The following is a 13,772-nucleotide window of genomic DNA, read 5'->3' as shown; positions in this document are numbered from 1 at the left end:
GCTGCCAGCGAGGGCAATGCAAACATGGTTTGCAAATTGCCGAGCGGCGAGGAGGAAAACGAGCGCAGCGAAGTTAAAAAGAACAGTACCCTCCCGGGCAAAGACAGAATTTATCGTTTACCGCCACGTTGCTGTTGTTGTTTGCGCAACGCCTCCTGTTGCCGCTGCATCTCCTCGAGACGCATCTGCCATTTCGACTTCTTGATCGGCTTTTTCGTATTCTCCATCATCTGGGCATGCAACTTTTTCTCGTCCACGATATACCGGAACGCATAAGTCTGCCCGATGGTGATCAGATTGGACAAAAAGTAGTAATAGCACAGCCCCGCCGAGTAGTTATTGAACCAAACCAACAACAGAACCGGCATGAGATAGAGCATCATGAACTTCATCCCCGGCATCTGCTGGTTGCTCATCCCCGCCGACTGCGCATAGTTGATTTTCGAAGTGATGAAGAGCGAAACCGCCATCAGCAAAGCGAACAGACTGACATGATCGCCATAGAACGGAATGCTGAAACCGTCCGGGAAAGTCCAGATGCTGTCATACGACGACAGGTCGTCCGCCCAGAGGAACGATTTGTCCCGCAACTCGATCGCCGCCGGGAAGAAGCGGAACATGGCGATCAGGATCGGAAACTGAATCAGCATCGGCAGACATCCGCCCATCGGATTGACCCCGGCCGACTTATAGAGCTGCATCATCGCCTGTTGTTTCTTCATCGCATCCTCTTTGCGGGGATACTTTTCGTTCAGTTTGTCGATCTCCGGTTTCAAGAGCCGCATTTTCGCCGTCGAGAGGTACGATTTATAAGTGAGCGGGAAGATCAACAACTTGATCAGCACCGTCAGGATCAGGATAACGATGCCGAAGTTGGCAATGTAACTCCCCAGGAAATCGAATACGGGAATGACGACATACCGGTTGATCCATCCGATAATCCACCAGCCCAGCGGCACGAGTTTCTGGAACTCCAAATCTCCGTACTGCTTCAAAACCGAGAATTTATTCGGCCCGAAGTAGAATTGCAGGTCATACCCTTCGGTCATCGAAGCCGAGTAGGGGAGTGTCATCGCTGCCGAGAAGTCCTTGATATTATCGTCCGTCGGCGGGAAGGTGTTGTATTTCAAAGCCGCCGTAGCGAAGTTGTCATTGGCGACAATGATCGATGAAAAGAACTGCTGCTTGAAAGCCACCCATTGGACTTTCGTCGAGATGTTCTCCTCCTTCGTCCCCGTGGACATGCCGAACTCCTCGATAGAGCTCTCGCCCGGATATTTGTAAGCGATCGTCGTATAGTTGTTTTCGTTCTGGAACCCTTTCTCTTCCTGCGGCGAGACGATGTTCCATGCCAACGTCATATCCGGTTGGTTCGGCGCAATCTTCTCTTTGAAGTGCGAGAGGTCGATCTTCATGTCCACCAGATAGTTGTCCGGCCGAATCGCATAGCGATATTCCAGATAGGAAGCCTTCGCACTGTCCGCATAGAGCCGGAAGGCGATTACGGAATCCGAAACCGTTTGAGGCGTGAAATAGAAGTCGGCGGTATTGATCTGCATCGGTGCGAAGAGGTTCAGGTTGAACCGCGAACCCGCTTCGGTGAAGAGCATCAGCGGCTCTCCGTTATACCGCTTGTACTCCTTGAGCCGTGCCGCTGCAATCCGCCCCCCTTTATTCGAGAATGTCAACTCGAAAAGATCGTTTTCGAGGGTGTAAAACTCCTCTTTTCCGACCAATTGGGCATTGTATATGCCGCCGCCTCCACCCAGCACGGTTCCCACCGCCGGTGCCTGCGGATTCACTGCTGCCGTATCCGGCATCAGGCTCCCCTGGTTGAAACTTTCGTCCGTGGCCAACCCTTGTTGCCCTGCCGGCGCATCGGCCCGTGCAATGGAGTCGTTGATCCGCTGTTGTTCCTGTTGCGCCGCTAACCGCTCCGTGTATTGTTTGTTGTTGTACCAGCTGAACCCGAACAAGAGTACGCCGATAATCAGCAAACCGATCAGTGTGTTTTTATTCATCTATGAAACGCTATTTCTGCTTGTTATCCCGATAATCGATGGCCGCTGCCACAAATCCGACGAAAAGCGGATGCGGATGGATGACCGTGCTTTTATATTCCGGATGGTACTGCACGCCGACGAACCACGGGTGTCCCTCGACTTCGACCGCCTCTACCAGATTGGTATCCGGGTTGATCCCCGTGGCAATCATCCCTGCCGCCGCCAAGGCGTCTTTGTATTTGTTATTGAACTCGTAACGATGCCGATGCCGTTCCGAGATATCCGCCTTTCCGTATGCCGCATAGGCGTGCGATCCCTCCTGCAACCGGCACGGATAGGCCCCGAGGCGCATCGTTCCACCCTTTTCCGTAATCCCTTTCTGTTCTTCCATCAGGTCGATCACCGGATCCGGCGTCGCCCCCGTTTCGGTGGAATTGGCCTCAGCCAACCCCAGGACATTCCGGGCGTATTCGATCACGCTGCACTGCATCCCGAGGCAAATCCCCAGGAACGGAACACCGTTCTCCCGCGCATAACGTACCGCCGTGATCTTCCCTTCCAATCCTCGATGTCCGAAGCCCGGCGCCACGAGAATCCCGCTCATATCACCCAAGGTGGCAGCCACATTTTCGGGCGTAATCTTTTCCGAGTTCACGTATTGCAAGCTCACCTTGACATGATTGGTCGCTCCGGCATGTACAAACGCTTCGCAAATCGATTTATAGGCATCCGGCAGTTCGGTGTATTTCCCAACCAATGCGATCCGCACCGTCCCGTTGTCCGGATGTTTGACCCGATCGACGAAATCGCGCCATTTTTCGAGGTCGATCGGCCGTTCGGTATCGAGTCCCAACTTCCGCAGCGAGACGATATCCAGCTTCTGGTCGAGCATCATGAGCGGCACTTCGTAAATGGTCGGCACGTCGAGCGATGCCACCACTGCGTCCGGTTCCACGTTGCAGAACAGAGCGACTTTCCGCTTCACCTCTTCGGTCAGCGGCATTTCCGACCGCAGCACGAGGATATCCGGCTGCAACCCGTTCTCCTGCAGCTGTTTGACCGAGTGTTGCGTCGGCTTGGTCTTCAGCTCGCCGCTGGCCCGCATATAAGGAATCAGGGTCAAGTGCACCACCAAAGTATTCCCGAACCCCAGTTCATACCGGAGCTGCCGCACGGACTCGATGTAGGGCAGCGATTCGATATCCCCCACCGTACCGCCGATCTCGGTAATCACCACATCGTACTTATGTTTCGCCCCGAGGTATTGAATGCGCCGTTTGATCTCATCCGTAATGTGCGGAATCACCTGAACCGTCTTTCCCAGAAATTCCCCGCGCCGCTCTTTGTTGATGACGCTCTGGTAAATCCGCCCAGTAGTGACGTTATTGGCCTGTGAAGTCGGCCGCCCGAGGAACCGTTCGTAGTGTCCCAAGTCCAGGTCGGTCTCCGCCCCGTCCTCGGTCACGTAACATTCGCCGTGTTCATACGGATTGAGCGTTCCCGGATCGACGTTGATATATGGGTCGAGTTTCTGGATCGTCACGGAATATCCCCTGGCCTGCAACAACTTGGCCAGCGACGCCGCGATAATCCCTTTCCCCAGCGAAGAGGCTACCCCGCCGGTTACAAAAATGTATTTGGTCTGTGATTTCATAGAAATGTCATCCATTATTCTTCCTGTCCTTTCATATCTGCCTCTTCCGGGGTCATAGCTTCGGCAGGCGTCTCTTCGTCCCCCGTCGTCCCGTTCTGCTGCACCGGACGGTCGATCAGTTTGATTTTCTCCAGCATCGTGGCAATCTGTGCCTTAGCCCGTGCGATTTTCGATTCGACTTCTTTCACCAGCCCTTCGGCGTTTTTCGACTTGGAGAAGAAACCGATGTTGTTCTCCCACAGCTGGATATCCGCTTCGATCTGCCGAATTTTCGCATAGATCCGATCGCGTTCCTGTCCCAGCTTCCGACTCCCTTCCTCCTGAATCTTCGCTACTTTGTCGCGGAAATTACGCAGGTGACGCTCCCGTTCCTCTCCCCTCAGCAGGTCGAACAGTCCGTCCACGATTTTCCGATATTCAGCCTGAATCGCCTCCTTCTTTTTGATCGGCACGAACCCGATCTCGGCCCACTTCCGCTGGTACTCCTTGATCGCGTCGAACGTGATACCCGCCTTCTCCTGCAACCGGGCGCGCATCTCGTCCAACAACGACTGTTTCTGGGTCAGATTTTCCGCATATTGCGAATCCTGATTCCCGAAATGTTCCGCTTTGCGGGCAAAGAACCGATCGCTGGCCGTCCGGAACCGTTTCCACACCTGTTCCGAGTGCTTCCGCGACGTGGCGCCGATCTCTTTCCACTTCTTCTGCAAGGCGATCAGCGCATCCGTCGTGGCTTTCCAGTCTTCGCTCTCCTGCAACGCCTCGGCCTGAACGCAAAGATCCAGTTTCGCCTGCAAGTTATCCGCGATTTCGGACTTCATCCCTTGATAAAAAGTCCGCTTCGCTTCGAAAAAGCGGTCGCAAGCGGCCCGGAAACGTTCGTAAATCTTCGTATTATCTTTTTTCGGTGCAAACCCGATGGTTTTCCACACCTTTTGAATCTCGATCACCCGTTCCGAAGCGGCATTCCACTCCTTGTGCGACGTCAAAGCCCCTGCCGCCAACTCTTCGACCTTCTCGCACAACTCGGTTTTGAGGGCCAGATTTTGTTTCTGCTCCTCCTTGATCCCTTCGAAATAGTCCTGATGTCGCTTATTGATCTGCCGGCTGGCCTCCTTGAAGCGATCCCACAAAGCCTCCTTGAACTCCGCCGCCACCGGCCCGATCTCGCGCCACTGGTCGTGCAGTTTCTGCAACTTGTGGAACGCCTCCGTCACGCTCGGCTCCAGCATCAGCTTTTCGGCCTCTTCCGCCAGTTCCGTCTTCGCCTCGTAGTTCTTTTTGAGGTCTAGATCGCGAAGTTCCTTGTTGATTTTGATGTAGTTATAGAAATTCTCGACGTGGTGATGATAGGTCTCCCACAAATCCTTGAGTTTCTCCTGCGGTACCAGTCCCGCCTCTTTCCACCGCTGCTGCAACTCACGAAAGGCATTGAACGTCTGTCCCAACGTCTCGTTCCCGTTCACCAGCTCTTTGAGCTCTTCGATAATCCGCAACTTCGTCGCATAAGCCCGCTCTTTCTCCTCTTCGGCCTGATTGACGAAAGCGTCCCGTTTCTCCCGATACCGAACCAGCGACTCCTTGAATTTCGCTTCATTTTCGTTTTCGGCCGGTTTGAAATCTTCGGCCGCACCGCCGTTTTCGATAAAAGCCGTCCGCTGTGCCTCGATTTCGGCCCGCCCCGCTTTGTAAAAAGCGATCTTCACGGCTTCGACATCCCCCCGCAACTGTTGCACCGGACGTTTTTCCAGCATCTCCGCCAGCAGAGCGATCAGCTCCTCCTGCGTCTTCCCCGCATAGGGATTGGCAGCAGCCGGCGTTTCGTTTTCCGTCGCCATCGGGACGGTAGTTTCCTGCGTAGTTTCGACTTCCGTCTCCTCAGGGGCGATTGCTGCGGCCTCTTGCGGAGCAGGAGTGTCGAACTGCTCGCTCTGCGCTTCGACAGGGTTCTGAGCAGAAGGTAAACCTTGACTTTCCATGTGTTGTTCAGGTTGTTTGAGTTGACAAAATCAAAGATGCCCGCCTTTCCGAAGAAGTTTGCTTAATCAAGCCGCTTCGGAAAAGCGGGCATCCCAAACGTTCCTACAAAATTAGGAAGTTTTTTCGCCATTCTCAAATTTTTTCGCCTTGGGTCGCCGGCTCTTGGCCGCTTTCGGAGCCGCCTTTTCCAGCAGCGGTTTCAGGAACCGACCGGTATAGCTCCGTTCGCATGCCGCCACTTCGGTCGGCGTCCCCTGAACGATCAACTCGCCGCCCCCTTCGCCTCCCTCGGGCCCGATGTCGATCAGGTGGTCGGCCACTTTGATCACATCCAGGTTGTGTTCGATCACGATCACCGTGTTTCCTTTGTCCGCCAGCTTGTTCAGCACCCCCAGCAACACCCGGATATCTTCGAAATGAAGCCCCGTAGTCGGTTCGTCCAGAATGTAGAGCGTGCTGCCCGTATCCCGCCGCGAGAGCTCCGCCGAGAGCTTGATCCGCTGGCTCTCGCCTCCGCTCAGGGTCGTGCACGGCTGCCCGAGCCGCAAATATCCCAGCCCCACATCCTGAATCGCCTTGAGTTTCTGATGAATGGTCGGTACGTGCTCGAAAAACTCAACCGCCTGATTGACCGTCATGTTCAGCACTTCGTCGATATTTTTCCCCTTGTACTTCACCTGCAACGTCTCCCGGTTATACCGATGTCCGTTGCATGCCTTGCAGGTCACATAGACGTCCGGCAGAAAGTTCATCTCGATGGTCTGTACCCCCGCACCGCGGCACTCCTCGCACCGTCCCCCCTTCACATTGAACGAGAATCGGCCCGCCTTATATCCCCTGATCTGCGCATCCGGCGTCGCCTCGAACAGCTTACGGATATCGCCGAAGACATTGGAGTAGGTCGCCGGATTGCTCCGCGGACTGCGCCCGATGGGCGACTGGTCGACGATCACCAGTTTGTCGATATGCTCCATCCCCTCGATTTTGTCGTAAGGCAGCGGCTGGTCGAACGACCGGTAGAGCTCCCGCGCAATGGCCGGACGCAGCGTCTGGTTGATCAAGGTCGATTTCCCGCTGCCGCTCACCCCCGTCACCACGATCAACTTCCCGAGCGGGAACTTGACCGTAATATGCTTGAGATTGTTCCCCTTGGCCCCCTTGACAGTCAGGAATTTGCCAGACCCTTTCCTGAGTGTCGCCGGAATCTCGATCGCCCGCCGCCCGGTCAGGTAATCGGTCGTATAGGTAGGCGTTTTCAGTACTTCATCCAGTGTCCCTACCGCAGAAATCTCCCCTCCCTTTCTGCCCGCCGCCGGCCCGACATCCACCACCCAGTCCGCCGATTCGATCATCTCCTGGTCGTGCTCCACCACGATCACGCTGTTCCCCGCGTCCCGCAGCTGGCGGAGCGAATTGATGAGTTTGACATTATCCCGCTGGTGCAGCCCGATGCTCGGTTCGTCGAGGATGTAAAGCACGTTGACCAGCTTCGATCCGATCTGCGTCGCCAGCCGAATCCGCTGGCTCTCCCCGCCGCTCAGCGTCCGCGACGAGCGCGACAGCGACAGGTAGCCCAATCCCACATCCATCAGGAACCGCAACCGGTCGCGAATCTCTTTCAGAATATCCCGCGCAATGGCTTGTTGCTTCCTGGTCAATCGGTTTTCGATCCCGTCGAACCACGCGGTGAGCTCCTCGATGCTCATCGCCGAGAGCTCCGCGATGTTCTTTCCGTCGATCCGGAAGTAGAGCGAGTCCTCGCGCAGCCGCGTCCCGCCGCACACCGAACACGGCCTGCGTTCCACATACTGCTCCTTCCACTTCGTCCCGCGTTCGCCCTCTTCGGCCTCCGCTTCGAGGTAGGCGATCACCCCCTCCCAAGTCGTCATACAGCTGTTCCGCGCTCCCGACAGAGCCGTCACCCGCAGCGGCGTGGCGTCCCCGTAAAGCAAGGCGTTCATCGCCACTTCGTCCAACTCGTCGAGCGGCGTGTCGAAGGTGAAGTCGTACCGCGCCGCCAATGCCCCCATCTTGTTAAAGATGGAGTTGGTTTTCGGCTTCCCGAGCGGCTGAATCCCCCCCTTGTTAATCGACTTGCTGCCGTCCGGAATGATCCGCGAAATGTCGAACACCGTCTCCTCGCCCAATCCGTTGCAGTGTGGACAGGCCCCCTGCGGCGAGTTGAACGAAAAAGTGTGCGGTGCCGGTTCATTGTACGAAATCCCCGTCGTCGGACACATCAGGTTCCGGCTGTAATACCTGGCCTCGCCCGTCTCGTAGTCCGCCACCATCATCGTCCCTTTCCCCTGCCGCATCGCCTCTTCGAGGCTCTTTTTGATGCGTGCTTCGGCCCCTGCCTCCGCCACCGTCCGGTCGATCACCAGCTCGATGTGGTGTACTTTGTAGCGGTCGAGCTGCATTCCGGCATGCAGTTCCACAATCTCGCCGTCCACCCTCGCATAGAGGTACCCCTTCTTGATCATCGAAGCGAACAGTTCGCGATAGTGTCCTTTCCGCCCCTTCACCACCGGCGCAAGCAACGCAATCCGTTTGCCATCGAACCGTTCAATGATGAGCTCCGTAATCCGCTGGTCGCTGTAGTGCACCATCTCTTCGCCCGTCGCCTTGGAGTAGGCCACCGAAGCCCTTGCGAACAAGAGGCGCATGAAGTCGTTGATCTCGGTCACCGTCCCCACCGTCGAACGCGGGTTGCGCCCCGTGGTCTTCTGCTCGATGGAGATCACCGGACTGAGCCCCGTGATCTTGTCCACGTCCGGCCGTTCCAGCGTGCCGAAAAACTGGCGGGCATAGGCCGACAGCGTCTCGAGATACCTGCGCTGACCCTCGGCATAGATGGTGTCGAAGGCCAGCGACGATTTTCCCGAACCCGACAGACCGGTAATCACGGTCAGTTTGTTCCGCGGAATCGTGACGTCCACGTTTTTGAGGTTGTGCACTCGCGCCCCCTCGACGATAATCCGATCGTGTTTATTTTCCATTTTCTCTGAACCCTTCGGTCGGAATCATGACCTCGTAGGTCGTTCCCGCCTTGTTCGCGTACTCGTAACTCCGAATCCACGGATTGAGTATCCGCAATACTTTGTAATTCGTTCCGTATTTGGCCGCCACCGCCGACCATTCGATATTCGGGCCGCCGACCTTCACCCGTCTGTAGTTTTCGAATGCCGGCAAATAGTCCTTCCGCCGCAAGTGGAAGCCGTATTTTTTCGGATTTTCGACCAGCAGTTTGCAGGAGAGGATCCGGTAGACATACCGCATCGTCTCCTCCGGCAAAAAGAGGTCGTAGTAGGACTTCACCCCCTGGATCGCCATCCGTTTGCTGACCCCCGCCAGCCCCGCATTGTACGAAGCGGCCGCCATCGTCCAGTTGCCGTACCGTTTGTAAGCGTCGCGCAGGTACTTGCACGCCGCTTCGGTCGATTGCTCGACATGGAACCGCAGGTCGACATTGTCGCCCGTCTCGACCCCGTAATCTTTGGCCGCCGACTTCATCAGCTGCCACAGCCCCGAAGCTCCGACCGGCGAGACGGTGTTCGGGTCCAGATTGCTCTCCGCCATACAGAGATACTTGAAGTCCTCCGGAATGCCATACTTCTTCATGATCGGCTCGATGACCGGAAAGTAGCGGGTCGTCATCCGCAGCGTGCGCAACGTCCGCGATTGCATGAACATCGTGACGGTCATCTCGCGTTCCAGCGCCTCGCGCACCTCGGCATATTCGAGCGGAACCCGTTCGCCGGCAAAGGTCAGCTCCCGCGGCAAATTGGGTACGAACACCGGCGAAGCCTCGCTCGGCACCTCGGCCACAGCCGCCGGGGCCGGCGAAGGGGAAGGGCGTCCCCCCTTCCCCTGCTGGGCACAAGCCACGGTCACACTACCCGCCGAAAAAGCGGCGGCAAACAGAATCGCGATTTTTTTCATTTCAGTCGATCTACAATATGTTATCCAACGCATTTTTAATGCTGATTATTTTAAACAAATCCAATACGGTCAGCACGATGAAGACCACTAAGAGCCACCGCAGGAACTGCGTATTGATCCGCGTCGCATAGCGCGAAGCCACATAAGCGCCGATGACGTTCCCGATCGAGTGCACGAGGCCGTAGCCGTAAGCGATCTGGCCGTGATACATGAAGACGGCCAGCGAAAACGGGATGTAGAGCATCACGATGAAGCTCTTCAGCGCGTTGGCCGTAATCACGTCGTATCCCATTCCCATGATGGTCAGCCCCAGGATCACATACCCCATCCCGATCTGGAACGCGCCGCCGTAGAGTCCCACCAGAAAGAACCACAGGAGATCCAGTTTCCGCACCCCTCTCGGCGGTTTCCCGTTTCCTTTGAAGATACGGTTCGGACTGAATATCAACAACGTCAGCAGCAAAATGAGGATCGTCGCCAGCAGGATGACGAAGATCGACGGATCGACCCATGCCGCAAACTCGGCCCCCGCCAACGCTCCCAAAGCCGTCGGTATCCCTAACTTCAGCCCCAAGGAATAGTCGAGCAAATGCTGTTTCCGGAAATTGACCGCCGCAGCCGTAGCCTGGAACAGCACCGGCAGGCGGTTCGTTCCGTTAGCGATCTCGATCGGAAGCCCCAGCGCCGTATAGACCGAGATCGACACCGCCGCGGCCGCCCCGGCAAAGGTATTGACCACGCCGACGAAAATCCCGGAACAGATCAGCAGTATGACGATCGAGACGCTCATCGGCTGCTACTCCTCGCTCAGTGTGAAGTCATCGGCATCCAGGTGGGCCGGAAACCGCTTCCGGAAACCCTCCAGCTCATCGAGCGAAAGGGTGGCATGGATCATCTCCTCCCGCCCCGGCACTGCCTCCGCCAGCGGCTGCCCCAGAAAGTCGAGCACCGCCGAATCGCCCGAATAGCTGTTCCCCGGATCCGTTCCGCATCGGTTGCAGCCCACCACATAAGCCTGATTTTCGATTGCCCGCGCCCGCAGCAGCGTGCTCCACGCATACCGCCGCGCCTCCGGCCAGCTGGCCACATAAACCAGTACGTCGTAATCCTTCCGATTCCGCGAAAAGACCGGGAAACGCAAGTCGTAACAGATCATCGGGCAAATCCGAAACCCTTTGTAGTGAACGATCAGCCGCCGCTCGCTCCCCGGAGCATACCGCTCGTGCTCGCCCCCCATCCGGAACAGGTGTCGTTTGTTATAGGTCAGCCACACGCCGTCCGGAGCGACGAAAAACAGCCGGTTGAAAAATCCCGTCTCCGCCTCCGTCCGCCGGATGTGGTCGCGAATCGCCACGCTCGTAATAATCGCCTTTCCCGTCCGCATCGCCAGTTCGCGCAAAAACGAAACCGCCTCGCCCTCCATCTCCTGCGCGATCCGCTCCGGCTCCATACTGAACCCCGTGGCGAACATCTCGGGCAGGACGATCAGATCCGCCTCGCCCGCCTCCCGATCGACCCATTCGGCCACCCGCCGGCAATTTTCCGCCGACGACTCCCACCGGGTATCCATTTGAAAAACAGCTAATTTCAGTAATTTGTCCATCGCTTCGGAAAGTAAACCATCGAATCGTGCAAAGTTACGCTTCCGCCGGCTTTCCTGCAACGAAAGTCGGCGGATAATTCGGCACCCCGGTCAAACTATCGCGGAAAATTCTATCTTTGTAGCAACCAAAAAACGAAAGCGGAGAAATTGATACGAGTTGCGAATTACAATCGGCTGACCATCGCGCGCGAGACCGACAACGGGCTCTACCTGACGGACGAAGAGGGGCGCGAGGTGCTGCTCCCGAAACGATACATGCCGGAAAACTACACCGTCGGCGATCCGATGGAGGTCTTCGTCTATACCGATTCGGAAGACCGTCCGGTGGCGACGACCGAACGGCCGAAGGTCGTTGAGGGAGGGATTGCGGCCTTGCAGGCCGTGGGCTTCAACTACCACGGCACGTTCGTCGACTGGGGGCTGCCCAAAGACCTCTTCGTGCCGAAACGGAACCAGCAGGCGCCGATGATGGTCGGCGAATGGTACGCCGTGGCCTTGTACGTAGACAACGTGACGGGGCGTCCGGTGGGGACGACGAAATTGGCAACACGGGTCAATAACGACGAGATTACCGTGCGACCAAAAGAGGAGGTCGATATTCTGATCGCCGTGCGGAAACCCAAGGGATACCGAGTGGTTATCAACGACCGCCACTGGGGGATGCTCTACGACAACCAAATCTTCACCGACGTGAAACTCGGCATGCGGATGAAGGGGTACGTGCGGAAGATCGCGGAAGACCACCGGATCGACATCTCGCTGCAACAGGAGGGGTTCGACCAGGTCAAAATCGCCGCCGACGAAATCCTGAAAATGATCGACGAAGCGGGCGGCGTACTCTCCGTAGGCGACAAATCCGACCCGGAAGAGGTGCGGCTGACGACCGGAATGAGCAAAAAGACATTCAAGCGGGCGGTGGGCTATCTGATGAGCCATGGCGTGGTCGAGGGCGGCGATCGGACGGTCGAACGAATCGATCGCAAAAAATAATCGCCCGCCGACCTGTTCGGAAAAGACGAGGATTTTTGTACTTTTGCCGGTCGGTATTTTTCAGCCGACCCTAAAATTTATCTCTGCATGAAAGTCGATGTAGTTCTCGGCCTGCAATGGGGCGACGAAGGAAAAGGAAAAGTCGTCGATGTCCTCACACCGGATTTCGGCGTGATCGCTCGATTCCAGGGAGGGCCGAATGCCGGACACTCCCTCCATTTCGGCGATAAGGTACACGTATTGCGGTCGATACCGTCCGGTATTTTTCGCGAAAACGCCGTCAATATCATCGGCAACGGAGTGGTGCTCGACCCGGTGACTTTCGCCCAGGAGACCGGCGAGCTGGAGCAGTTGGGGGTGGATGTCAAGGCGAAAATACGGATCGCCAAAAAAGCACACCTCATTTTACCGACCCATCGGATGCTCGACGCCGCCAGCGAAGCGGCTAAGGGGAAGGCCAAGATCGGTTCCACGCTCAAGGGGATCGGGCCGACCTATATGGACAAGACCGGCCGGAACGGGCTGCGGGTGGGGGACATCCTCTCGCCGTCGTTCATGGAGCGGTACGAACGACTGAAACAGAAGCACATCGCCATGCTCGCGCAGTTCGAAGGCTTCACATACGACATTGCGGAGTACGAAGCCCAGTGGTTCGCCGGGATCGAGACCTTGCGGCAGTTCACCATCATTGAAGCGGAACACGAGATGAACCGCCTCTTGAACAACGGGCAGGCCGTTTTGGCCGAGGGGGCGCAGGGATCGCTGCTCGATGTCGATTACGGGACTTATCCGTTCGTGACCTCGTCCAATACGGTGTGCGCCGGGGCTTGCATCGGCTTGGGTGTGGCGCCGAATCGGATCGGCGAAGTCTTCGGGATTTTCAAGGCTTATTGCACCAGAGTCGGGAGCGGGCCGTTTCCGACCGAACTCTTCGACCAGACCGGCAAGGATTTGCAGCAGATCGGGCATGAGTTCGGTGCAGTGACGGGACGGGAGCGGAGATGCGGATGGCTCGACCTCGTGGCGCTGAAGTATAGCGCGATGATCAACGGGGTGACGCAACTCATCATGATGAAATCGGACGTCCTGAACACCTTCCCGACCATTAAGGTGGCGGTGGCGTATGAGATCGGCGGACAACGGGTGACGGAGTTCCCGTATGAGACCAATGAAGAGATTACACCTATATATAAGGAATTCGAAGGGTGGAGTTGCGACATTAACGGGATTCGCCGCTATGAGGAATTTCCGCGGCAGTTCAAGGAGTATGTCGAATTTATCGAACGGGAGACGGGCGTGCCGGTGAAGATTATTTCGGTCGGGCCGGATCGGGACGAGACGATTGTCCGATGATTCGTTAAACCCTTTTTTACCTCAAATCGAGCAAGCGAAAAACAAAATCCGATTTTGTTTTTCGCTTTTTATGTATTACTTTCACCCTGTTATGAAAATCGCACTGATAGGCTACGGCAAGATGGGGCATGAGATCGAACGGATCCTGCTCTCGCGGGGACACGAAATCCCGCTGATTATCGACTTCGACACCACCGACCGGCTCACAGCAGAGAATCTGGCGGCATGCGACGTGGCGATCGAATTT

9 protein-coding genes are annotated in these 13,772 nt (G+C 56.5%); 2 read left to right on the top strand and 7 right to left on the bottom strand.

Features of this window, described 5'->3' with window-relative positions:
- Window positions 1–110 precede the first annotated feature (110 nt).
- The 7 genes from yidC to QZ302_RS02830 all read right to left on the bottom strand — a co-directional run bounded on the left by yidC (window position 111) and on the right by QZ302_RS02830 (window position 11,182).
- On the bottom strand, window positions 111–2,021 hold the full coding sequence (yidC, locus tag QZ302_RS02860) for a membrane protein insertase YidC (protein ID WP_294592259.1): 1,911 nt from the start codon (window positions 2,019–2,021) through the stop codon (window positions 111–113).
- Between the two features lie 10 nt (window positions 2,022–2,031).
- Window positions 2,032–3,657: a CTP synthase gene (locus QZ302_RS02855; protein WP_294592256.1), complete on the bottom strand. Its 1,626-nt coding sequence runs from the start codon at window positions 3,655–3,657 to the stop codon at window positions 2,032–2,034.
- A gap of 14 nt (window positions 3,658–3,671) precedes the next feature.
- A complete protein-coding gene (locus QZ302_RS02850) occupies window positions 3,672–5,636 on the bottom strand; it encodes a DUF349 domain-containing protein (protein ID WP_294592254.1) in 1,965 nt (654 codons plus the stop codon).
- A gap of 111 nt (window positions 5,637–5,747) precedes the next feature.
- Window positions 5,748–8,636: an excinuclease ABC subunit UvrA gene (gene uvrA / locus QZ302_RS02845; RefSeq protein ID WP_294592252.1), complete on the bottom strand. Its 2,889-nt coding sequence runs from the start codon at window positions 8,634–8,636 to the stop codon at window positions 5,748–5,750.
- Window positions 8,626–9,579, bottom strand: a complete 954-nt coding sequence (locus tag QZ302_RS02840) for a lytic transglycosylase domain-containing protein (RefSeq protein ID WP_294592250.1) — start codon at window positions 9,577–9,579, stop codon at window positions 8,626–8,628. Before QZ302_RS02840 ends, uvrA begins: the two co-directional genes overlap by 11 nt.
- Before the next feature lie 10 nt (window positions 9,580–9,589).
- On the bottom strand, window positions 9,590–10,369 hold the full coding sequence (locus QZ302_RS02835) for a sulfite exporter TauE/SafE family protein (RefSeq protein WP_294592248.1): 780 nt from the start codon (window positions 10,367–10,369) through the stop codon (window positions 9,590–9,592).
- Between the two features lie 6 nt (window positions 10,370–10,375).
- Window positions 10,376–11,182 carry an amidohydrolase gene (locus QZ302_RS02830; protein ID WP_294592246.1) on the bottom strand — a complete coding sequence of 269 codons (807 nt, stop codon included), beginning with the start codon at window positions 11,180–11,182 and terminating at the stop codon, window positions 10,376–10,378.
- Window positions 11,183–11,329: 147 nt separating this feature from the next.
- On the opposite strand from QZ302_RS02830, the gene QZ302_RS02825 reads away from it, so the two are divergent.
- Window positions 11,330–12,172: a S1-like domain-containing RNA-binding protein gene (locus tag QZ302_RS02825; protein WP_294592244.1), complete on the top strand. Its 843-nt coding sequence runs from the start codon at window positions 11,330–11,332 to the stop codon at window positions 12,170–12,172.
- 87 nt (window positions 12,173–12,259) lie between these two features.
- Window positions 12,260–13,525 (top strand): adenylosuccinate synthase, encoded by a 1,266-nt coding sequence (locus QZ302_RS02820; protein WP_294592242.1) that lies wholly within the window; start codon window positions 12,260–12,262, stop codon window positions 13,523–13,525.
- The last annotated feature ends 247 nt before the right edge of the window (window positions 13,526–13,772 follow it).

The sequence above is a fragment of the uncultured Rikenella sp. genome (assembly GCF_910579375.1).
Classification (GTDB): domain Bacteria; phylum Bacteroidota; class Bacteroidia; order Bacteroidales; family Rikenellaceae; genus Rikenella.
This window is presented reverse-complemented; position numbering and strand designations above follow the sequence as displayed.

Bases quoted from the DNA above. Each gene is read 5' to 3' on its own strand.
- yidC (WP_294592259.1), bottom strand. From the start codon at position 2,021: ATGAATAAAAACACACTGATCGGTTTGCTGATTATCGGCGTACTCTTG.
- QZ302_RS02855 (WP_294592256.1), bottom strand. From the start codon at position 3,657: ATGAAATCACAGACCAAATACATTTTTGTAACCGGCGGGGTAGCCTCT.
- QZ302_RS02850 (WP_294592254.1), bottom strand. From the start codon at position 5,636: ATGGAAAGTCAAGGTTTACCTTCTGCTCAGAACCCTGTCGAAGCGCAG.
- uvrA (WP_294592252.1), bottom strand. From the start codon at position 8,636: ATGGAAAATAAACACGATCGGATTATCGTCGAGGGGGCGCGAGTGCAC.
- QZ302_RS02840 (WP_294592250.1), bottom strand. From the start codon at position 9,579: ATGAAAAAAATCGCGATTCTGTTTGCCGCCGCTTTTTCGGCGGGTAGT.
- QZ302_RS02835 (WP_294592248.1), bottom strand. From the start codon at position 10,369: ATGAGCGTCTCGATCGTCATACTGCTGATCTGTTCCGGGATTTTCGTC.
- QZ302_RS02830 (WP_294592246.1), bottom strand. From the start codon at position 11,182: ATGGACAAATTACTGAAATTAGCTGTTTTTCAAATGGATACCCGGTGG.
- QZ302_RS02820 (WP_294592242.1), top strand. From the start codon at position 12,260: ATGAAAGTCGATGTAGTTCTCGGCCTGCAATGGGGCGACGAAGGAAAA.